General features: G+C 52.6%; 19 protein-coding genes. 5 read left to right on the plus strand and 14 right to left on the minus strand.

From position 1 onward, the window contains the following. Nucleotides 1-11: 11 nt before the first annotated feature. Both ACCW76_RS05905 and ACCW76_RS05910 read right to left on the minus strand, forming a co-directional pair. Nucleotides 12-962, minus strand: a complete 951-nt coding sequence (locus ACCW76_RS05905) for an ATP-grasp fold amidoligase family protein (protein ID WP_034826903.1) — start codon at nt 960-962, stop codon at nt 12-14. Nucleotides 963-970: 8 nt separating this feature from the next. After that, nucleotides 971-2,227 carry an oligosaccharide flippase family protein gene (locus ACCW76_RS05910; protein ID WP_160868423.1) on the minus strand — a complete coding sequence of 419 codons (1,257 nt, stop codon included), beginning with the start codon at nt 2,225-2,227 and terminating at the stop codon, nt 971-973. A 527-nt stretch (nt 2,228-2,754) separates the two neighbouring features. Between ACCW76_RS05910 and ACCW76_RS05915 the strand changes: the two genes are divergently transcribed. Continuing rightward, nucleotides 2,755-3,150, plus strand: coding sequence for a transposase (locus tag ACCW76_RS05915; RefSeq protein WP_034826907.1), 396 nt, complete (start codon nt 2,755-2,757; stop codon nt 3,148-3,150). Between the two features lie 902 nt (nt 3,151-4,052). Here ACCW76_RS05915 and ACCW76_RS05920 read toward each other — a convergent pair. Together ACCW76_RS05920 and ACCW76_RS05925 are read right to left on the minus strand one after the other, a co-directional pair. Then, complete coding sequence (locus ACCW76_RS05920) at nt 4,053-5,006, minus strand: DMT family transporter (protein ID WP_038643617.1); 954 nt, start codon at nt 5,004-5,006, stop codon at nt 4,053-4,055. A gap of 72 nt (nt 5,007-5,078) precedes the next feature. After that, entirely contained in the window at nt 5,079-5,909 is an 831-nt protein-coding gene (locus tag ACCW76_RS05925; protein ID WP_200680749.1) for an AraC family transcriptional regulator, read from the minus strand. Between the two features lie 124 nt (nt 5,910-6,033). Here ACCW76_RS05925 and ACCW76_RS05930 point away from each other — a divergent pair, with 124 nt between their 5' ends. Beyond that, a complete protein-coding gene (locus ACCW76_RS05930) occupies nt 6,034-6,561 on the plus strand; it encodes an isochorismatase family protein (RefSeq protein WP_045815796.1) in 528 nt (175 codons plus the stop codon). A 54-nt stretch (nt 6,562-6,615) separates the two neighbouring features. Here ACCW76_RS05930 and ACCW76_RS05935 read toward each other — a convergent pair whose 3' ends face one another. From ACCW76_RS05935 to ssb1, 3 genes are all read right to left on the minus strand, one after another. Beyond that, nucleotides 6,616-7,845: a DNA-processing protein DprA gene (locus ACCW76_RS05935; RefSeq protein WP_436338015.1), complete on the minus strand. Its 1,230-nt coding sequence runs from the start codon at nt 7,843-7,845 to the stop codon at nt 6,616-6,618. Further along, the gene (locus tag ACCW76_RS05940; RefSeq protein ID WP_436338016.1) at nt 7,842-9,941 is read right to left on the minus strand and encodes a RecQ family ATP-dependent DNA helicase; all 2,100 of its coding nucleotides are present in this window, start codon (nt 9,939-9,941) and stop codon (nt 7,842-7,844) included. The genes ACCW76_RS05935 and ACCW76_RS05940 overlap by 4 nt, the downstream gene beginning before the upstream one ends. A gap of 114 nt (nt 9,942-10,055) precedes the next feature. After that, nucleotides 10,056-10,607 carry a single-stranded DNA-binding protein SSB1 gene (ssb1, locus tag ACCW76_RS05945; RefSeq protein ID WP_034826920.1) on the minus strand — a complete coding sequence of 184 codons (552 nt, stop codon included), beginning with the start codon at nt 10,605-10,607 and terminating at the stop codon, nt 10,056-10,058. A 222-nt stretch (nt 10,608-10,829) separates the two neighbouring features. Here ssb1 and uvrA point away from each other — a divergent pair, with 222 nt between their 5' ends. Further along, the gene (gene uvrA, locus ACCW76_RS05950) at nt 10,830-13,661 is read left to right on the plus strand and encodes an excinuclease ABC subunit UvrA (RefSeq protein ID WP_436338017.1); all 2,832 of its coding nucleotides are present in this window, start codon (nt 10,830-10,832) and stop codon (nt 13,659-13,661) included. Nucleotides 13,662-13,951: 290 nt separating this feature from the next. After that, nucleotides 13,952-15,016: an NAD(P)-dependent alcohol dehydrogenase gene (locus tag ACCW76_RS05955; protein ID WP_038643626.1), complete on the plus strand. Its 1,065-nt coding sequence runs from the start codon at nt 13,952-13,954 to the stop codon at nt 15,014-15,016. Here the strand turns inward: ACCW76_RS05955 and ACCW76_RS05960 are convergent, their stop codons facing one another. The 5 genes from ACCW76_RS05960 to dnaB all read right to left on the minus strand — a co-directional run bounded on the left by ACCW76_RS05960 (nt 15,017) and on the right by dnaB (nt 19,675). After that, nucleotides 15,017-15,373 (minus strand): MmcQ/YjbR family DNA-binding protein, encoded by a 357-nt coding sequence (locus tag ACCW76_RS05960; protein ID WP_045815792.1) that lies wholly within the window; start codon nt 15,371-15,373, stop codon nt 15,017-15,019. 188 nt (nt 15,374-15,561) lie between these two features. Continuing rightward, a complete protein-coding gene (locus ACCW76_RS05965) occupies nt 15,562-16,755 on the minus strand; it encodes an amino acid aminotransferase (RefSeq protein ID WP_436338018.1) in 1,194 nt (397 codons plus the stop codon). A 48-nt stretch (nt 16,756-16,803) separates the two neighbouring features. Then, nucleotides 16,804-17,418: a YitT family protein gene (locus tag ACCW76_RS05970; protein ID WP_038643629.1), complete on the minus strand. Its 615-nt coding sequence runs from the start codon at nt 17,416-17,418 to the stop codon at nt 16,804-16,806. A 230-nt stretch (nt 17,419-17,648) separates the two neighbouring features. After that, nucleotides 17,649-18,140 (minus strand): Lrp/AsnC family transcriptional regulator, encoded by a 492-nt coding sequence (locus ACCW76_RS05975; RefSeq protein ID WP_034826932.1) that lies wholly within the window; start codon nt 18,138-18,140, stop codon nt 17,649-17,651. Nucleotides 18,141-18,268: 128 nt separating this feature from the next. Then, complete coding sequence (gene dnaB / locus ACCW76_RS05980) at nt 18,269-19,675, minus strand: replicative DNA helicase (protein WP_034826934.1); 1,407 nt, start codon at nt 19,673-19,675, stop codon at nt 18,269-18,271. A gap of 73 nt (nt 19,676-19,748) precedes the next feature. Between dnaB and ACCW76_RS05985 the strand changes: the two genes are divergently transcribed. Further along, on the plus strand, nt 19,749-20,732 hold the full coding sequence (locus ACCW76_RS05985) for a quinone oxidoreductase (protein ID WP_038643631.1): 984 nt from the start codon (nt 19,749-19,751) through the stop codon (nt 20,730-20,732). Between the two features lie 185 nt (nt 20,733-20,917). On the opposite strand, the gene pspG is transcribed toward ACCW76_RS05985, so the two are convergent. Both pspG and dusA read right to left on the minus strand, forming a co-directional pair. Next, nucleotides 20,918-21,184 carry an envelope stress response protein PspG gene (gene pspG, locus ACCW76_RS05990; RefSeq protein WP_436338019.1) on the minus strand — a complete coding sequence of 89 codons (267 nt, stop codon included), beginning with the start codon at nt 21,182-21,184 and terminating at the stop codon, nt 20,918-20,920. Nucleotides 21,185-21,559: 375 nt separating this feature from the next. Beyond that, a complete protein-coding gene (gene dusA / locus ACCW76_RS05995) occupies nt 21,560-22,555 on the minus strand; it encodes a tRNA dihydrouridine(20/20a) synthase DusA (protein WP_045815789.1) in 996 nt (331 codons plus the stop codon). Between the last annotated feature and the right edge of the window lie 15 nt (nt 22,556-22,570).

Raw genomic sequence — 22,570 nt, forward strand, 5'->3', positions numbered from 1 at the left:
CTGTGTGATACTCAAATTTTCTTCAATACGGCTGGAATAGCGACTTCCGGCACCGTCACACCCGGTATCTGCGTACCGCGGCGGTCTTGAATCCACATATCACCCATCATCTGGTTTAATCCACGGTCCAACCCGGTCACCAACCCGGCACCTGGCGTAAACGTCAGCTCGCCAAAGTAAATCCGATCACCATCGATGTACCAGTCCACACGCACATAATCAAAATCGCTCGCCAGGGTTTTACTCAGCGCTAATGCGTGCTGTAACTGCGCCATTTGTGGATTCACATCCAGCCCGGTATCGCGAATTTTGTGGTACGCCTCATTGAGGTTGTTCACATAAAAATTCATCGACAGTAACGGGTTACATCGGTTGTAAATCACCTGCAGCACATATTCAAAGCTGCCGTCACGCTTGTTGAACATGTGGAACTTGTAATCAATCGGCGCGGTTTTGCCATCACCAATGTACTGCTCCACCAGGATACGAGGCTTGATGTAGCGATAGTGAATCTCACGCGCTTCATTGGCAAAGTCGGTCTTCAACCAGCGATGGCAGTCACTGATAATTTTCTGCTTCTTCAGCGCATCCGGCTCTTCCAGCAGGATTTCCACCATATTAGAGCCGTGATTGGGCTTAATCACCGTGTTCTTCCAGCTCGGCAGCGTATGCAGCGAGTGCGGGTCGCTGGTCTCATACACCAGTGGGATCAGGTATTCGCTGCCCACTTTCTCGGCGATGTATTCGCGCACCGAATACTTATCCGACAGGCGGCCATAGATTTGGTAATCGCCAAAAACGAATTTCCGGTACAGCACCTTCTCATTAAACACTTTCGGTTGACGCAAATTGGGCAGTTTGCGGAATTTATGAAAGTAATAGATGCGGTCCTGGTAAGCCCAGGGCATCTTCTTGATGAAGTACTGGACACTTCTTCTGAGTTCATCTTTCAACTTGAGCATATCGGACCTCATTTGTAGGTTTTGTAGTTGAGTGAGGAAACTTGAATCTTCTGAATGACGCCGTTATTGAAGAAGTAATTCATTACGGTGAGGGACAGAAGTTCAGAGATGAAGACGCTCCAGGCGGCACCCATGATGCCGTAGCCCTGGATCAGCCACCACGACAGCGGCAGACTGATCACCATCAGGCAGATAATCTTCTTCAGCAGATAGTTAAATCCGCCCTCTTTCACCATGTAGCGATACGCTACGGTCCCCATTGCCGAAAAGCAGGTTGCTAACGACAGTAACGTAATGAGACTCCCTGACTGTGTGTACTCGTGACCATACAAAGCGATGATGATTTGCTCGCCATACAGCGCGATCACCGCTAACAACAACAATGAAACACCCATGACATAGCCGTTCAGCCGCGCAGTGAGCTTGATGGCGGCTGCTCCGCGCTCCCGGAAGATCTCCGAGAAGCAGGAAGTGATGATGGCAACCGGAATGAATATCCAGGACGCCGAAATGGTATTGGCGGCAGCAAACAGGCCGAGATCGCGAGCGGAGGCAATACCCGCCAGAAACATCTGGGCGGCCTTAACCTGCACGGAAATGAAGATGCTGGAAATGGCCAACGGTAAACCGGCGTACAGCAGATAACGCAGGTAGGTATTGCGCTTCTCCTGCGGTGGCGCCATGTCCTGATTTTCGCGGTAAAAGTTAGACCGTTTAATGACGTACGGCACCAGCGTGACCAGCACAATCGACAGCGTCAGCCACAAGGGATTGAGATGCAGCCAGGCAATGGTGAAACTCAGGATAAAGCCCAATAGCAGACCCACCGAGTTAGCCACCGTGTTAAGCCGGGAAGCCAGACGCGCATTGTTGTAGACGCTGAACGTATCCTGCGTCACAAATACGGAAGAGATAAACGAGGCCAGGGCAAATGCGAGGAAATTTTCCTGCATGTTGTACCACACCCAAATCAACACCGGGATGGAGGTCAGCAGCAATAAGACCAACCGCAAGGTGCGCGCCACCGCCATCAACCGCAGGCCTTTCGGCGCGCTCTTGCTGATGCGTTTGAACAGGATGGTTTCGGTACCGAAAATCGCTACGGTCTGCACCATCGAGAACAACGAGGTTGAAAACGCCATCTGACCGAAGATGGTCGGGCCAAATGACTTAGCCACGTAGGAGGTCACAAATATGACGCCGAACACCGAGACGATCTTCTCAGACATCATCCAGGCGGCATTAGACATTACGCTCAATTTCATCGACTGATCCTTAGTATTACTTACAGCAACTGCCTTTCGGTACAACGTCCTTGAAATGAATTAACAAGCGCTCAGTGGGCCTGACTGAAATTAATAACTTCAAACCAAACTGGTCCGAAAAATGAGACTCCCGTCAGGATACTTTGAATGAATTCAGGAAAATTCCGATTAAACCTGGTGCGAAACTCTGCGGATGTAAACGATTTCAGCCTAAATTCGAAGCAAAGGTTTACTGGCACACCCTGTGATTTTCACAAACAGGTTATGCCGTATTTCCAATGATTGTAGTATTTTTCTGCATTTGGGATGAAATGAATCTATATCAAAAACCCAAAGCCAGGAAGGCGTTCAATGGCATTCAGAATAAAATAAGATTTATCCCATGATGATATTTATTCCAAATAACTTAATTTAAACCTCGCAATTCTAATCGCGCACTTTAATACTGCATTAATACTCTTTTTGCAGTACCAGATATTAATACAGTAATTCTCATCCACTAATTGATAAGAAAGGTAAGAGCATTTATGAGAAAGTCACGATATAGCGAAGAGCAAATCACAAATGCCATTAAAGCTTCTGAAACGGGAGTGAAAGTCAGGGAGATTTGTGAAGAGCTTGGCATTTCCGAGGCCACCTTCTACAGCTGGAAGAAAAAGTTTTCTGGGCTCTCCTCAGAAGAAGGCAGAAAAATCAAAGACTTGGAGGATAAACTACAAAACCTTACCCGTGAACTGCAGTCACTGAGTTCCGACAAAGAGATGCTGCAAAGCGTGCTGAAAAACTTCTTCACCACAAATGAGAAGCGGCAAGCTGTTAACTTCCTGCAAACCACCTTCGACATTGGAACGCGTCGCAGCTGCCGCTTGCTGGATATTAGCCGCAGTGTTTACCACTATCCTTCAGGCTCCGATAATCGCTAACACCATTAAGACCGTTGTTATTTGACTTAATGCTGAGATTTGTTCTTACCAGAAGAGATGAAGATCATTTAATTCGGCGTTCGTAACATAACAATTCGCACCATTTTTTCCTGATGAATATCATCGCGGATTTGCTTCCTTTTTTGCGGTAAAATTGATTCACATCAGCAAAAGTCTCGCTATTCAAGCCATTTAGACGTAGCCCAATCTCATTACGGTGAGATTGGCGCTTCGTTTTATTACTTAATTGATATTAATGATCAGGACTGAATACAGATAAATCTGTTAAGCAATCATGAACAACGACATGTAATCGCTCACACAGTGGCTCTTGTTTATATTGGACCTATCACTTTAGGTGACGATCACAGATTGCCATCTGGCCAGAGCGATACACTGATAGCCGCACCAGGATTACTCCTGATTAGAAACGTTATCACGCCTAAACAATAACAGTAAAAAATGGCGACTTATGGGAAATATCGCCCGGTAATTCATCGCTGTGTTTAATCATTTTTTCATGCAGATTCAGCGGATGTTTCTCAACACCGGAGCAGCATCTTGAGAAAATCGTGGCTTAAAGCGGTGATTTTCAGTGCCAAATCGCAATAAAAATGCAGATAGAACACCTTTTTAACCCTCCCGGCGCCGTTTTTTTTACCCTTAACCGCGGATTTTCACCCCGCTTCCACCCGCTTGAGTGACCTGAGTTCCCCCTGAATGCAACATGGGTTATGACAAAGTGGGGTAAAAACAGGCAAGGATAAGCGAGAGAAAGTTATATCGCGGTGGTGTCTGAAGATAAAAATGGCGAAGAGGAGCGCAAGAGAGAGGCGGCAAATTCCTAAAAACACTGAAGAAAGGGCTGCTGAGCCCTTCTACTCAGCAGCCAGAAATTCATGTCAAAGCGCGCTGACTTCCGGCTGCGGTTTAATACGCATGGCGTAGATCACGCCGACGATGAGACAGCCAATCCCGATCCCAGTGAGCAGCGGCGGCCAGCTCTGTCGCCAGAGGAAGGTCCACAGCAGACCAGCGAGCGTTTCGAACACAATCAGCGGCCCCATGATGACCGTTGGCACACGCTGGCTGGCCGCATTCCAGCATAGCGTGCCTAACCATGAACATATCAGCCCAATCGCCAGCATGATGAGGAGAAAACGCGTGGGCTGCGGGCCAAATGGCAGAGCGAACTCAGGCTGCTGCCAGTAAAGCTGACCGCAGACTAATAAATAGAACACCAACGCCAGCGGTAAGGTCACCAACCCTTGTGCCGTCGCCCAGCTACCGGCTTTATGCTGTGGATGCGCGCGCAGCCAAATGCCATTACGCAGCGGATACCAGGTCCAGCAGGCGACCGCTAAAATCGCCAGTAATAGCCCTGTCAGGTAGCGCGACCAGTCAAAATCCGGCCCCTGCATCTGCATCTCCGCAGCATTTACGCAGCCCAGGCCAGCAGCAATAATCAGTAGCGCCGGAAAGAGTTTACGCCAGGAAAGTCGCCCTTCAAGATGGCCGTAGCAGAGGTTGGCCGTCACGGTGATGACCACCGGCAAGGTGCCAATGATCATGGTCGAGATCGGCGCACCGGTGCGCTGGATAGCACTGGCAAGGCAGGCGTAATAGAGCAGATTACCGACCAGCGACAATTTCAGCGCTTCCAGCCAATCTTTACGTGCCAGCTGTTTCAGACGGCGGCGATCCAGCCATGCCAGCGGTAATACCACCAGCCCAAAAGCCACGTAGCGTCCGGCCGATTGTAAGGTACCCGGATAGTCAGGTATCAGCAGCGGCCCCACAAAAATGAGCCCCCACATCAATCCTGCGGCAAGTGCAAACACGATTCCTGCAAACATTCTCTTTTCCTTTATCACTTTTCCGTCGCAGTGTGGCGTAACCGGATAATAAAGGCTTGTAGCAGATTGCGGTTAACGTGAGGGGAAAACTTGCTTCTGATAACGTCCTGGTGTGATGCCATAGCGATGGGCAAAAGTGCGCGTGAGGTGCGCCTGATCGGTCAATCCAACGGCGGCCGCCACCGAAGCCGCGCTTTCCCCCATCCCCAAACGTTGCTTGGCATCGAACAGACGAAAGGCCATCAGCATCTGATGTGGCGTGACATGAAAGTGGTGTTTAAAACTGCGGAGAAAATGCCACGGCGACAACGACGCCAGGGCGGCCAGCTCATCAAGACGAATCGGCTCCGCCAGGTTTTCACGCAGATAGGTTTTTACCGCATCAAAGCGATGGGCGCCCTCTTCGGGTCGGGATTTTCCCTGATGAGCCAGCGGGCGTAATAGCTCCAGCAGTTCGAGCAACAGACTCTCGCGTTCCAGCGCGCTAGTGGCCTGCCACATCTGCGCCAGTCGCTGGGAAAACGGCTGTGCCAGACGGGCGTCTGTACGCAGCGCTTCACTAAACCACCAGTGACGATCGCCAGTAAGCCGCTCCATCTCCTGCGGATCAATATAGATCATGCGATAACGCCAGCCCTCATCACAGGCCGATTCCCCGGTGTGCAATTCATCAGGGTTCATCATCACCAGTGAATGCTGCGGTGCCGTATAGTGCGTGCCGCGGTAGCGAAAACGCTGTGCACCCGATTCAATGGTGCCGATACCGAAGGCTTCATGGGTATGCGGCTCAAAGGCGTAACGCGAGATGTGCGCCTGATACAGCTCGATACCCGGCAGTTCAGCAAAATGCTGGAACTGCGCTTGATCGCACTTATCAGGAAAGATTTCCGGAACCACCTTCACATCACACCTCCTAAAAACAGGCTAATTAGCATGCGCGGCGGCGAGCTGAAATGCAAAACAGATTTGCTTTACCTGCATGCGTAACAATCGCGATACTGTCATCCACTATATAAAGGAGGCGATGATGGCTAATCGGGTGGTAGTGGTAGTGGATATGCAAAACGGCGTGCTGGCTTCGCCACGTTTTGATCGTGACGGACGTTGTCAGCGCATCAATCAACTGACGGCAGCGGCCGATCAGGTGATTTTTATCCAGCACGTTGAGCCAGGCCTCGAAGTGAACAGCGAAGGCTGGCAAATCGTGCCGGAATTGGATCAGCCAGCCAACGCGATCTACGTTAACAAGACCGCCTGTGACAGTTTCTGGCAAACCGACCTGGCGGCTCAGCTTGATCAACATGGCATTGAGAGCTTTGTAATTTGCGGTTGTGCGACCGATTACTGTGTCGATACTACCATCAAGGTGGGTGCCAGCCTGGGCTATCACATCACCGTTGCCGCCGATGCGCATACCACGGCCGATCGGACTTACGTTTCCGCACAGCAGCAGATCAATCAGCATAATGAAGTCTGGGCGGATTTGATTATGCCGGGCAACCCGGTGTTAGTGCGTGATACTGAGGTGCTTTTGCGGGAGTGGCGGCCGCATTAGAAGTGATGAAGCCGGACGGATTTGTCCGGCTTCATGATGGAAAACGCACAGCAGCTATATTTTCCGCTTCCATTGATAACAGTTTGTTCCTGTCGGCTGTTCAATCAGCCCCTCATGCACCGCGCGCTGCAACCATTCAGTCAGCTGAATCTGATGCAGGCCCGTCCGCGAGCCCAGATCCTCGATCGTGACGGGATAGGCGGCCAGTGCCGGCAATTGCGCCTGAAAAATTTGATAAAAATCGGATGGATGCCAGATTCCTTCTGGTTCCTGAGCCACATTAACCACAGCGGTCATGTCGGGCATCTTGTACCCTGCACGGCTCAATAAATCCTCCTGCTGATGGGGCTGATGACGGGAAGGCGACATCCATTGCGCAACATCAATGTCATCGGGGTGAGCAGCGCACCATTGCCCCCCCTGTTTAACCAGTTCAGCGTTGCTGGCCTGTACATCGTCGGTAGGCTTAACCCACAGCGGCACCCACTTTTTGCGCAGATTCTCTTCCGCACCGACCAGCGTCCCGCCCTTGTGACCCGCGTGCACCACCAGCGCACTCCTCGCCAGGCAATAAACGTATCGATTGCGCGCCATTGCATTACCCACAGTAAAGCCCGCTTCAGGATAGAACGGCGAAAGCAGCAGTAATTTACCCGCCATTAACCCCTTTCGCCATTTGGCGCTGGTCGCAGCGGTCAGCAGACTATCACTGAGGACACCCACGACGGTTCCGTCGTGTTGCAATGCGCCCAGCATAGCGGCTTCATCGATGCCTCGCGCGCCACCTGAAATCAGATTTACCCCCGCAGAGGCCACTTTTCCCGCAACCTGACGACTGAACGCTAAATCCAGCTCGCTGGCATTCCTCGATCCTACTACCGCAAGACCGGGTTGATTTAACAGAGCGATATCACCACAGCCGAACAGGACCGCTGGCGCGTTGGTGCGCAATTGTTGCTTAAGCAGCCTTGGGTAATCAGCATCAGAACGCGTTAGCACCCAAAGCCCCGCGCGCTGCCAACGTTCAATCGCTAACGCCAGGCTGTGCCCACGACTGAGTAGCGTTTCAATTCGCTCGCGTGTGATATGGGGTTCTACCCAGGCGGCTAACATGACATCAGCACCAGAGCTGAGCAGATCGGCGGGTGAAGCGGATTGCTGTTTTAACCACAGGGCAAATCGTCCCCATTCCGCATTACTTAGCGGCTTCACCTCATCCTCGCTCTGGCGCGAGAAGTCACTGGTTAATAAAAGAGTTGCTTGTGCAACAGGAGATAAATTCATGACTCTTTCACCGTTGAGGTTGCCAGCGCCAGTGGGTAGACAATGCCGCTACCCGCCTGCTGAAGCAGGGCGGCAGCCACTGCCATTGTCCAACCTGAATCGACAATATCGTCTACCAGTAACACAGCCGTGGCAGGCAGATTAGCGCAGGTGGAAAACGCGCCATCCAGATTACGACATTGATGGAAGCGATTATTCTGCAGACGTTGTCGAGGGTTATCTTTCACTTTCTGAAGTGCATCTATAAAGGGTAAGTCGAGTCGCAGTGCCAATCGGCGGGCAAAATCCGCCACCAGTTGAGGTTGGCGCAACGACGGTACGCAACAAACCCACTTTGGCGCAGGCACTGGCTGCCAGCGCTGTTCAATCAATTCAGCCAGAGCAGAAACAAGTTCATCGCTGAAATGGCCTGCGGCTTTCTCGGCCACTACGCGAGATCCCCACCCGGCATCTCCCCAGCGCGAAAGCACCCGACCTTCCTGCGCACGCAGGGTAGCAGGTAAATTGCCGCGAAAACCGTATTCTTCAAATGCCTGAGCAGCCACCTGAATTTTGGGCGAAAGCACCGTTTCGGCGCGCTGTAGAAAAGTCGCAGCCTGATGAGCCAACATTGCATCCACCTTCGGGTCAATCAAGGGTCGGCCGAGGCAATATGCACATTTGCCACAGGATATCGGGTCGGCATCATCCAGCGATAATCGCAGAAACGTCATCAGGCAGCCGCGCTGTGAGATATAAGCCTGCACTTCCTGCCACTCTTGTTCGCGCTGCTGCGTAAGATGCACGATACGTTTGCGATCCAACTGATAGAAAACCGGCGTTCTCCGCCACTGGCTTTTTACTTTAATCACCGGGGCAGGATTTTCAACGCTCAGTAATTTCAGTACTTTTTCAATTTGCCCCTGACGCAGATTGGTTTGCTGCTCGATATCGCGAATCGACAAACCATCGCCCTCCTCCAGCACCTGCAAAATATCATGCACCTGTGCTTCTGCCGGAAAAGCTGACTGCCGGAAGAACTGATGAATATCACGATCTTCCCCCCCAGACATCAGCACGCCAACCGCATGATCGATGCCACGACCCGCGCGTCCTACCTGTTGGTAGTAAGCGACAATCGAAGCAGGCGCCTGATAGTGCAGCACAAAACTCAAATCAGGTTTGTCATATCCCATTCCCAGTGCGGTGGTCGCCACCAGGACTTTCAATTGGTTAGTCAGCAGCAAGTTCTCAAGATGTTGGCGATAGTCATTGCTGCTGTCGAAACCCGCGTCCTCAACGCTGCCATGATAGGCGCGCGCATCAATGTGCTGCGTGCGTAACCAGGCCGCTACCTGTTCGGCATCACGAACGGTAAGTGTGTAGACGATCCCGGTTCCCTCAAGAGTCGGAATGACTTGCGCCAGCCAGGCAAGACGTGACGCCTGATTCGGTAGAATGAGTGTTTGTAGCGCCAGACTCTTACGGATCAGCTCACCGCGTTGAATCACAATGTCGCCCATCTGTTGCTGTATATCTGCAACAACACGATTATTGGCAGTAGCGGTGGTGCCAAGCACCGGCGTGTTTGCGGGTAATTGCCTTAGAATGCTGACGATACGGCGATAATCGGGACGGAAATCGTGCCCCCAATCAGAGATACAGTGCGCTTCGTCAATCACCATGAGCGCGATGCGGTTGGCAATCGGCTGCAGTACGGTTTCGATAAATTGATCATTGGCGAGACGTTCTGGAGAGATGAGTAAACAATCGACCTGATTATCCAGAACGCGCTGTGTCACCGACTGCCAGTCACTGCTGTTCGAAGAATTGAGGGTTTCAGCCACAATGCCTAATCGACGGGCAGACTCAATTTGGTTACGCATCAGCGCCAGTAGCGGTGAAACGATAATGGTTGGGCCCATACCGCGATCGCGAAAAATTTTGGCGCTGATGAAATAGACGGAGCTTTTACCCCAGCCAGTCCGCTGCACCACCAATAATTTCTGCTGTTTATTCACTAGTGCATCTATCGCTTCCCACTGCCCACGACGAAACTGGGCATGATCATTTGCCAGTGCGACTTTTAATAATGCTTCTGCCTGTTGCTGTTTCATTATCACTCCTTGATGGGAAATGCGTCCCTTCTTTTGATTGAGAAACCTGAGAGTCAGATACAAAAAAGCCCCGTAAAACGAGGCCTTAGCGTGTAATTATGCGTGCGCGTGGTCTTAGAACGGAATGTCGTCGTCAAAGTCCATTGGCGGTTCGTTGTTCGCCGGTGCGCTCTGCTGCTGCGGACGCTGTTGTGCGCCGCCGCTGAACTGGTTGCCGCCCTGAGGCTGCTGCTGAGGTTGCTGTGGCTGGCCCCAGCCGTTGTTATTGCCGCCGCCCTGGCCGCCCATCGGTGCGCCACCTGCGTTCGCGCCCTGCTGACGTCCACCGAGCATCTGCATGGTGCCGCCAACGTTAACAACCACTTCGGTGGTGTATTTTTCCTGGCCGCTTTGATCCTGCCATTTACGGGTACGCAGCTGGCCTTCGATGTAAACCTGAGAGCCTTTACGCAGGTATTCACCCGCCACTTCAGCCAGTTTGCCGAACAGCACAACACGGTGCCATTCAGTAATCTCTTTGTTTTCACCGGTTTGCTTGTCGCGCCAGCTTTCCGACGTGGCCAGCGTAATGTTGGCTACCGCGCCACCATTTGGCATGTAGCGCACTTCCGGATCCTGACCCAGATTCCCGACAAGAATCACTTTGTTTACGCCACGACTGGCCATGTTGCTGTCTCCCGATGAGTTGATGCTAAAAGTCTAAGCCAAAAATTGTATCACGTCACAATGACGGTGCCCACTTCAGAGCAGGCTCGCAATTTTTATTTGGCACACAGAATAGCAAAAGCACTGGATATTTATTCAGTTTATTTTTTGTGCCATACTAACGCGTTTCTGCTGGTCGTGCTGGCAAGGCATGGCGAGTGTTGTTCAATCCGGGAAAGGTGAATGGATAAGATCGAAGTCCGCGGTGCTCGCACCCATAATTTGAAGAATATCAACCTGATCATCCCTCGCGATAAGCTGATTGTGGTCACCGGTCTGTCGGGTTCCGGTAAGTCTTCGCTGGCGTTTGATACGTTGTATGCCGAAGGTCAGCGTCGCTATGTTGAATCGCTCTCGGCCTATGCGCGCCAGTTTCTTTCATTAATGGAGAAACCGGACGTGGACCATATTGAAGGTCTCTCGCCCGCCATTTCTATTGAGCAGAAATCCACATCGCATAACCCGCGCTCGACGGTCGGCACGATTACTGAAATCCATGACTATCTGCGTCTGCTATTTGCCCGTGTGGGTGAACCACGCTGCCCGGATCACGATGTTCCGCTGGCGGCACAGACCGTGAGCCAGATGGTGGATCAGGTGATGGCACAGGAAGAAGGCCGTCGTCTGATGCTGCTGGCACCCGTGGTGAAAGATCGCAAAGGCGAGCACACCAAAACACTGGAAAACCTTGCGGCGCAAGGCTACATCCGAGCCCGTATTGATGGCGAAGTCTGTGATCTGTCAGATCCACCCAAGCTGGAACTGCAGAAAAAGCACACCATTGAAGTCGTCGTGGACCGCTTCCGCGTGCGCGATGACCTGGCGACGCGCTTAGCAGAATCCTTTGAAACCACGTTGGCGCTGAGTGGTGGTACCGCCATCGTCGCCGATATGGATGACAGCGAGGCCGAGGAGCTGCTGTTCTCCGCCAACTTTGCCTGCCCGATTTGTGGCTACAGCATGAGTGAGCTGGAACCGCGCCTGTTCTCGTTCAACAACCCTGCTGGTGCCTGCCCAACCTGCGATGGTCTGGGCGTGCAGCAGTATTTCGATCCCGATCGCGTGGTGCAAAACCCTGAGCTATCACTGGCTGGCGGTGCGATTCGTGGTTGGGATCGCCGCAACTTCTATTACTTCCAGATGTTGCGTTCGCTGGCAGAGCATCTGGATTTCGATGTCGAAGCGCCGTTTAACAGCCTGAGCGACAAAGCGCGCGAAGTGATTCTGTACGGTTCCGGCAAAGAGAATATCGAATTCAAATACATCAACGATCGCGGTGACACTTCGGTGCGTCGCCATCCGTTTGAAGGTGTGCTGCACAACATGGAACGCCGTTATAAAGAGACGGAATCCAATGCGGTGCGTGAAGAGCTGGCGAAATTCATCAGCAATCGCTCCTGCACCAGCTGCGAAGGCACACGCCTGCGCCGTGAAGCACGCCATGTATTTGTTGAGAATACCAACCTGCCGACCATCTCTGAGATGAGCATCGGCCATGCCACCGACTTTTTCCGCAATCTGAAACTGAGCGGACAGCGCGCGCAGATCGCCGAAAAAATCCTGAAAGAGATCGGCGATCGTCTGAGCTTCCTGGTTAACGTCGGGTTGAATTATCTGTCGATGTCGCGTTCCGCAGAAACGCTCTCTGGCGGCGAAGCGCAGCGTATTCGTCTGGCAAGCCAGATCGGTGCGGGTCTGGTGGGCGTGATGTATGTGCTTGATGAGCCCTCAATTGGTCTGCATCAGCGCGATAACGAACGTCTGCTGGGCACCTTGATTCACCTGCGCGACCTCGGCAACACCGTGATTGTGGTCGAGCACGATGAAGATGCGATTCGCGCCGCTGACCATGTAATTGATATTGGTCCTGGCGCAGGCGTGCACGGTGGCCAGGTCGTGGCTGAGGGTGATGTGAATGCCATTATGGCTAACGAAGCTTCGCTGACCGGGCAATACCTGAGCGGCAAACGCGAAATTGCCATTCCGCAACAGCGCGTGAAAGGCGACCCGGCGAAAGTGCTGAAACTCACCGGCGCACGCGGTAACAACCTGAAGGATGTCACGCTGACGATTCCGGTTGGCCTGTTCACCTGTATCACCGGCGTTTCGGGTTCCGGTAAGTCTACGTTAATCAACGACACGCTGTTCCCGATTGCACAGCGGCAGTTGAACGGGGCGACCACCACGGAGGTAGCTCCCTATCGCGAGATCGCGGGTCTGGAGCATTTCGATAAAGTCATCGATATCGACCAGAGTCCCATCGGCCGCACGCCGCGCTCAAACCCGGCCACTTACACTGGTATTTTCACCCCGGTACGTGAACTGTTTGCCGGTGTACCTGAAGCACGTTCCCGTGGCTACAATCCAGGGCGCTTCAGCTTTAACGTGCGCGGCGGACGTTGCGAAGCCTGCCAGGGCGATGGCGTAATTAAAGTCGAAATGCACTTCCTGCCGGATGTGTATGTGCCTTGCGATCAATGCAAAGGCAAACGCTATAACCGTGAAACGCTGGAGATTAAATACAAAGGCAAAGGGATTCACGAAGTGCTGGATATGACCATCGAAGAAGCGCGTGAGTTCTTTGATGCCGTACCCGCGCTGGCGCGTAAACTGCAAACGCTGATCGACGTGGGCCTGTCTTATATTCGCCTCGGTCAGTCTGCAACCACGCTGTCAGGCGGTGAAGCGCAACGTGTAAAACTGGCGCGCGAGCTGTCGAAACGTGGCACCGGGCAAACACTCTATATCCTTGATGAGCCAACCACGGGTCTGCACTTTGCTGATATTCAGCAGTTGCTGGAAGTGCTGCATCAGTTGCGCGATCAGGGCAATACCATCGTGGTGATTGAGCATAACCTCGACGTGATCAAAACGGCTGACTGGATTGTCGATTTGGGTCCGGAAGGCGGCAGCGGCGGCGGCGAAATTCTGATTTCAGGCACGCCAGAAACCGTGGCAGAGTGTGAAAAATCCCACACTGCACGCTTCCTCAAGCCGATGCTGAAGAAGAAGTAAAATTGAAGGCCCGCACTGCGGGCCTTCTCATTTCTTTCAGTGCGCAGGCGCGACTCACGCGAGTTTAACAGCTTAATATTGCAATTACTCGAGCCTGTTATCTGGCTGTCAGATTCCGCAGCAAAATGCAGAAACAGGCAAGAATCAGACAACTTCAGGCATATACGCATCTCATCTCGCTGACTATCCTTACACAGTTCCTTTTTGGCGTAGCTCGTTACGCCTTTGTCCCTTCAGATCGCTGAACGGGATCCCGCAATACACTCACGACACACCCGATTGGAGACACCATGAATATTACGCATGCCTATGCCGCACAGGACGCGAAATCCAAGCTCGCCCCGTTCGACTATAAGCCGCGCGAGCTTCGCGCTCATGATGTGCAGATTGAAGTGTTGTACTGTGGCGTTTGCCACTCTGACCTACACCAGGCGCGCAACGAATGGAAAAACACCATTTTCCCGGTGGTGCCAGGCCATGAAATCGTTGGTCGCGTCACTGCCGTAGGCGCACACACCCACAAATACAAAGTGGGCGACCTGGTCGGTGTCGGTTGTTTAGTTGATTCCTGCCGCAGCTGTCCAAGCTGCCAGAGAGGATTGGAGCAATATTGCGAAAACGGCTTTGTGGGCACCTATAACGGTGAAGACCGTGAAACCGGCGCCATCACTTACGGCGGGTACTCCACAGCGATGGTCGTGGATGAGAACTATGTGCTGCGCGTGCCGGAAAATCTCGATCTGGCCGGCGTGGCGCCGCTGCTGTGTGCGGGTATCACCACCTATTCCCCGCTGCGTCACTGGAACGTTGGCCCAGGTAAGAAAGTGGGCATCGTTGGTTTGGGTGGCCTCGGTCATATGGGCGTGAAAATCGCGCATGCGATGGGCGCGCATGTGGTGTTATTCACTACTTCACCTTCGAAAATTGAAGACGGTAAGCGCCTTGGTGCTGATGAAGTCGTCATTTCGAAAGATGCCGATCAAATGGCGCAGCATGCCAACAGCTTTGATTTCATCTTGAATACCGTTGCGGCTCAACACGATCTCAACCCGTTCATCACCCTGTTGAAGCTGGATGGCAATATGACGTTGGTGGGCGCGCCAGAGCACGATCACCCGGCCCCACAGGTGTTTAACCTGATCTTCAAACGTCGCAGCATCGCCGGTTCACTGATCGGTGGTATTGCTGAGACCCAGGAGATGCTGGATTTCTGTGGCAAGCACGGTATCACTTCCGATATCGAACTGATCGCCATGAACCAGATTAACGAAGCCTATGAACGTATGCTGAAAAGCGACGTGAAATACCGCTTCGTGATTGATATCAACACCCTGAGAGAAGAGTCAGCGGCTTAATTAGCGCGAGTCTTCATCATGGCTGACGCCCGCCGCGCGCGTGGCGTCAGCCTGTTGCCAGGAAGCCTCCACCAGATAATAAATCTGCGAATCCTTTAGAGATCCATCCAGCCACAGCGTGCTCCAGTGCGACTTATTGAGATGCTCGCTCGGGAATACATCACTGTGCTCTTCGCGCAATAAATCAGCCAGCGCAGGCGAGGTTTTCAACGATAGCGCCGGACGCCCTTTCACCTCATGCACCATGGCAAACAGTACGCCTTCGCTTTTTACCTGTGTGGCATCCCATTCATTTTTATAGCTCTGCTCCGCACCCGATTTGCTCATGCAGTAGGTGAGGAGATCCGAAATGTTCATGCGGTATTCTCCTTGGTAGAGGCCGATTTGAGGCCCGATAACGCCTGCCATCGGCTTCATTACAGACGTCATGACACCGTTTAAGTGTGCAGCAAGTCAGCCAAAGGTAAAGGCGGTGGCACCAGATAACGCACATAAAAAAACCGCCAGCCCGGAGGCATGGCGGTTTTCTCGTGCTGCGAAGTGCGTTACATCACGGCAGCAAAGGCCTCGGCCACCTGATTAACGTTGCGGCTGTTGAGGCCAGCCACACACATACGGCCGCTGGCGATCAGATATACGCCGAACTCATCACGCAGGCGATCAACCTGCTGCGCGCTTAAACCGGTGTAACTGAACATGCCGCGCTGCTTCAGCAGGTAATCGAAGTTTTTGCCCGGCAGCTTGGTGCTCAATACGTTGACCAGCGTCTGGCGCATTTCGATGATGCGCAGGCGCATGGCTTCCACCTCGGCCAGCCAATTGTTCAGCAGCGCCTCATCGTTCAGTACGCAAGAAACCACCTGCGCGCCAAAGTTTGGTGGGCTGGAGTAGTTGCGACGGACGGTCGCTTTCAGCTGACCCAGCACGCGTGCAGACTCTTCTGCGTTCTCGCATACGATGGAGAGGCCACCAACACGCTCGCCATACAACGAGAAGATTTTCGAGAATGAGTTGCTGACCAGAGCCGGCAAGCCCGCAGCAGCAATCGCGCGAATCGCATAAGCATCCTGCTCCATGCCCGCACCAAAGCCCTGATAAGCGATATCGAGGAACGGAATCAGTTCCTGCGCTTTCAATACTTCGGTGGTTTCATCCCACTGCGCGTTCGTCAGATCCGCGCCAGTAGGATTGTGGCAGCATGGGTGCAACAGCACGATAGATTGCTTCGGCAGCGTTTTCAGCTTGGCAATAAACGCATCAAACTTCACGCCGTTGGTCTCTTCGTCGTACCACGGATAAGTCTGTGCGTCGAAACCAGCACCGTTGAAAATCGCGATGTGGTTCTCCCAGGTCGGATCGCTCACCCAGACATTTGAGTGCGGGAAGTAACGCTTGAGGAAATCCGCCCCGACTTTCAGTGCACCGGAGCCACCCAGCGTCTGGATGGAAGCAATGCGACCGGCCTTCAGCATCGGGTGTTCTTTGCCAAACAGCAGCGGTGCAATCGCATTACGGTATGGGCCCAGGCCTTCCATCGGCAGGTAAAGCGACGCCTGATGCGGCTGCGCCTGCAGGCGTTCTTCTGCCGCAGCCACGGCTTGCAACTGAGGAATGATACCCGCCTCGTTGTAATAGAGGCCAATGCTCAGATTCACTTTATTGTCACGTGGGTCCTGTTTGAAGGTTTCCATCAGCGACAGAATTGGATCGCCAGCATAAGCATCAACGTTTTGAAACACGGTGCAGATCTCCATGATTGGTCATAAATAGTCGGTAAAAAGGCGTCATCAAACCATGTAGCGGCCGGGACGATGATTCATAGCGATGATGAGATTAAGGATCACCGCGCCCGCGATAGAGGCCAAAAGTATCGGCAGCGACACCACGAACAGGGATGCGAGTACCACGCAGGTATCCACCGCCATTTGCAGTTTGCCGGCACGCAGACCGATACGGTCCTGCAGCCAGAGCGCCAAAATGTTGATACCGCCGAGGCTGGCTTTGTGACGAAACAACACTATAAACCCAATCCCCATCACCACGTTACCGAACAATGTCGCATAAAACGGATTTAGCGCAGAAAAATGGATGAACATCGGATGCAAGTGCGTGAACAGTGAAACCAGCCCCACTGCGCAGAACGTTTTAACCGTGAATTCCCAGCCCATGCGGCGCACTGCCAGCCAGTAAAACGGCAGGTTAATCAGGAAAAATGCGGTACCAAAAGAGAGGTGCGTCAGATAGCTGATTAAAAACGCGATACCTGCAGTGCTGCCAGTCAGTGCGCCCGCCTGTTTCAGCATCATCACGCCAAAGGAAACCATTAAGGTGCCGAGCACTATCGCCAGCGCATCTTCAATACGTGAATGAGGAATTTTAGTGGGTTGAACAACGTTATCCATGGAGTCATCTCAGTGCAATTGATGCGGTTCAAATGCAAAAAACGCACCACATAGGCGGCGTTAAGTCGCCACCTATGGGGTGCCAGCGATTATCCAATTGATATCTAAGGCGCTTTTATTGCAGGTTTTTGTGCATCAACCCAAACTTTAACCGTTGATTCATGCACAAATCTGTTTTCTAGTGCGCGTTATTTGCATTTACTGTGCGTTAATTGCACCAGATTAGCACATCATGCACTTTTTTGGCGCGTTTTGTGCTCGGGGATAATCATCAAGCCGTTCTCTTTTAAACGGCTCAACACCACGGAGGTTTTCACATGGGCCACACTCTGATGGCCAGCCACCAGTTGACTGATCAACGCACTCAGCGAGGCTAAATCAGCCACGGCCACTTTCAGCAGATAATCAGCATCACCGGTGGTTTTGAAGGCATCAACAATCGCGTCCTCCTCTGCCACCATGCGATGGAAACTCTCTTCATAATCTGGCGTGTGATTCTTTAAACGCACTTCAATCAAGCCCACCATGCCAAGACCCACCGCGTCCGGCGAGAGCCGTGCGTGATAGCCGAGGATGAGGTTTGCCTGTTCAAGATTGATGCGGCGGCGTGAACATTGAGACGCCGAAAGACCGACTAAATCACTGAGTTCCTGATTGGTAAGGCGGCCGTTAGATTGTAATAGTGTCAATATCTTAAGGTCGTAATCATCTACCTGAGTCATTCTGCTTCCACAGCGTTATAGGGTGCGCTTTGGTACAGATAACCTGATTAAAGCCGGGGTTGTCCAACACTATTTTCTGATGACGTGAAATGCATGCACAAATCGTGCATGCATCCAGCGGGAAAGGATTATTCGTCGTCGTAGGACGGGCCTGCGTAGTTATCAAAACGCGACCACTGGCCATTGAAGGTCAATCGTACTGTACCGATTGGGCCGTTACGCTGCTTACCGAGGATGATCTCGGCGATGCCTTTAAGATCGCTGTTTTCGTGATACACCTCATCGCGATAGATGAACATGATCAAGTCAGCATCCTGCTCGATCGATCCCGATTCACGCAGATCCGAGTTCACCGGGCGTTTATCGGCGCGCTGCTCCAGTGAGCGGTTAAGCTGCGACAGCGCCACCACCGGCACATTGAGCTCTTTCGCCAGCGCTTTGAGCGAGCGCGAGATCTCCGCGATCTCCAGCGTACGGTTATCCGACAGCGCCGGCACGCGCATTAACTGGAGATAGTCGATCATGATCAGGCTTAAGCCGCCATTCTCACGAAACACGCGGCGCGCGCGCGAACGCACTTCCGTTGGCGTCAGGCCAGAAGAATCATCAATGAACATGTTCTTCTTCTCCAGCAAGATGCCCATGGTGGCAGAGATGCGCGCCCAATCTTCATCTTCCAGCTGGCCGGTACGAATGCGCGTTTGGTCAACGCGTGATAATGACGCCAGCATACGCATCATTAGCTGCTCGCTGGGCATCTCCAGACTGAATATCAGCACCGGTTTGTCTTGCAGCATCGCGGCGTTTTCACACAGGTTCATGGCGAAGGTGGTTTTACCCATCGACGGACGCGCCGCCACGATGATCAAATCTGAACCCTGCAAACCGGCGGTCTTTTTGTTCAGATCCTGATAGCCCGTATCCACTCCGGTGACACCATCGTGCGGGGTCGACACCAGCGCTTCAATACGCGAGACCGTGGCTTCCAGAATTTGCTCGATGTTCTGCGGGCCTTCCGCCTTATTGGCGCGCTGTTCAGCAATCTTGAAGACGTTGGATTCTGCGAAATCGAGCAAATCTTCACTGCTGCGCCCCTGCGGATCGTAACCGGCATCAGCAATTTGATTCGCTACCGAGATCATTTGGCGCACAACGGCACGTTCACGCACGATATCCGCATAAGCGCCGATGTTCGCCGCGCTTGGCGTGTTTTTCGCCAGCTCTGCCAGATAAGCAAAGCCACCGGCCATCTCCAGCTCGCCCAGTGTTTCCAGCGATTCAGACAGCGTAATGAGGTCAATCGGCTGGCCCATTTCCAGCAGACGCTGCATCTCAGAGAAGATCATGCGGTGCGAACGGTTGAAGAAATCATCCGCCACCACGCGCTCGGAGACGTTATCCCAGCGTTCGTTATCCAGCATCAACCCACCGAGCACCGACTGCTCCGCTTCAATAGAGTGCGGCGGCATTTTCACGCCTTCCAGCTGACGATCGCGGGGTTCGTTGGATTTGTTGGTGGGTTTATTTCCTGCCATAGTGAATGCATTACCGATCGTGAAAGGGACGCGCAAGTATACCGTCCCAGGATGAACAATCACAGGAGTCAGAATGGCAAAGCGTATTCAGTTCAACCAACACGGTGGCCCGGAGGTACTGCAATGGGTCGATTTTGAGCTGGCCGATCCCGCTGAACATGAGGTTCAGGTCGAAAACAAGGCGATTGGCATCAACTATATCGACACCTATGTGCGCAGCGGGCTCTATCCGGTGGCGGCTTTCCCATCCGGGCTGGGCACAGAAGCCGCTGGCGTGGTGAAACGCGTTGGCTCAGGCGTGACGCGCTTTAAGCCCGGCGATCGCGTGGTCTATTGTCAGGCCGCGCTGGGTGCCTATAGCGAAATGCATAACGTGGCGGAAGAGCGTTTGGTGATCCTCCCGGAGAGCATCAGCTTTGAACAAGGTGCAGCCTCGTTTTTGAAAGGCTTAACCGTGCAGTATTTGCTGCGTCAGACCTACAAAGTGAAAGCCGATGAAATCTTCTTGTTCCATGCCGCAGCGGGCGGCGTGGGACTGATTGCCTGTCAGTGGGCTAAAGCGCTGGGCGCACATCTGATTGGTACCGTGGGCTCCGCCGAAAAAGCGCAGATTGCAAAAAATGCCGGCGCCTGGGCGACCATTAACTATCGCGAAGAGAATATTGCACAGCGCGTCAGTGAATTGACTGACGGTGAAAAGGTCGCGGTGGTGTATGACTCGGTGGGGAAAGATACCTGGGAACCGTCTCTCGATAGCCTGCGTCGTCATGGCTTAATGGTGAGTTTTGGTAATGCCTCGGGCCCCGTCACCGGCGTCGATCTTGGAATTCTGAACAAGAAAGGTTCACTGTTTGTCACACGCCCTTCGCTGTTTGGTTACATTACCAATCGTCAGGAACTGGATAACGCCAGCAACGAGTTGTTCTCGTTAATCGCCAGTCGTGCGATTCAGTTGAAGGTGCCAGAAGAGCAGAAGTTTGCCTTGAGCGATGCGGTGCGCGCACATCAGGTTCTTGAGAGCCGCGCCACGCAAGGTTCCAGCTTGCTGATTCCCTAAAAAGTTAAGGGCTTCCCGAAGGAAGCCCTTTTTTCTCTCTTTTTATAGTTCGCGCTGGTGTAGGGTCAGCGGCGATGAATTCGTTTTGAATTACTTTACGCATCCTGACAGAAAACATAAGTAAAAAATATGTTTAATTGCAGATTCGTACTAAGCAATTACCGACTCTGTGATCGCTCCCGCATTTAGCGCCAACCACGCCGCTCTAACTTACTGATTTTTCTTTTCAGTCTGTTCAATTTCACTTCACCGCTCGATGTCGTAAAGGCGCGATAAAGCCACACTGCTACCACCGCCAACACCAGCCACGGTAACAATTTGATAACAAGCGCGAATAACCCGCCGAGGAACATCACAACGGTGGCAACAACCAATGCAGCGATAACGCCCAGCAGTGAAACGCCAGTCAGCAACAGCATCAGAAAAAAGCCGATAACAAATAAAATTTCCACGAAGGCTCTCCTGTGTAAGTAACACAGAGTGCTTTACAAGATACGTGCCAATATAGATAAAAAGTTAATGCACTGAAAAATAATAGGTTCTATTCAAAGGGGGTATTTCAGCAGTGATGAAATTCACTAATTATTGGCGCATTTTAAACCGCATTAACGGCACGATGCTCCTCTGAAGGGACAGAAAAGGTCCGCTAGAAAAGCAAAGCTTACGCGCCAGAGATTAATACGCTGAGCGCGTTTTTCAGCCATACGCAGCATCGGGCCGTTTCACAAAAATGGGGCGAATGTTCACGCGGCAGATCGGCATTTTCCTTTGCGATCGGACTGCCCTTTTATGGCCGGGCACACCGGCCCACCGCGACTCACCTACAATCAGGCCTCCTGTGGAATCTTATCCGCGACCAGCGACAGTGCCGCTTCCAGCACTCGTACATCGGCACCCGGCTTATGGGCATTCTCACTTAAATGACGACGCCACTGGCGCGCGCCAGGAATGCCCTGGAACAGGCCCAGCATATGGCGTGTAACGTGTCCCAGATAGGTGCCTTTGCTTAGCTCCGCTTCGATGTACGGGTACATCGCACGAACCACTGCGACCGGATCGACAGAAGGCGTATCACGACCAAACAGTTCACGATCGACCTGTGCCAGAATGCCGGGATTTTGATACGCTTCGCGCCCCATCATCACGCCATCCATATGCTGCAAATGCACTTTCGCCTCTTCCAGCGTCTTGATGCCGCCGTTAATCGCCATGGTCAGCGCCGGAAAATCACGCTTCAGCTGATAGACACGCGGATAATCCAGCGGCGGAATCTCACGGTTCTCTTTCGGGCTTAAACCAGAAAGCCATGCCTTACGCGCATGAATAATAAAGGTATCGCAGTTGCCCTTATTGGCCACCGTACCAATGAAATCACACAGAAATGCGTAGCTGTCCTGCTCATCAATTCCGATACGGGTTTTCACCGTCACCGGAATACTGACCACATCGCGCATCGCTTTAATGCAATCTGCGACCAGCGCGGCGTCAGCCATCAGACAGGCACCAAAGCGTCCATTCTGCACGCGATCGGATGGGCAACCGACGTTAAGGTTAATCTCGTCGTAACCGCGCGCTTCCGCCAGCTTCGCACATTGCGCCAGAGCTGCCGGATCGCTGCCGCCCAACTGCAGCGCCAGCGGATGCTCCTCTTCGCTGTAAGCCAGGTAATCGCCTTTGCCGTGAATGATGGCGCCCGTGGTCACCATTTCGGTATACAGCAGCGTATCGCCGCTCAGCTTACGGTGAAAATAACGGCAGTGACGATCGGTCCAGTCCAGCATCGGAGCGATAGAAAAACGTTGCGAAGAGAAAGTATCGGTCATGAAACGCAGTAAATC

This window comes from Pantoea sp. C8B4 (assembly GCF_051336905.1).
Taxonomy (GTDB): Bacteria; Pseudomonadota; Gammaproteobacteria; order Enterobacterales; family Enterobacteriaceae; genus Pantoea; species Pantoea rwandensis_B.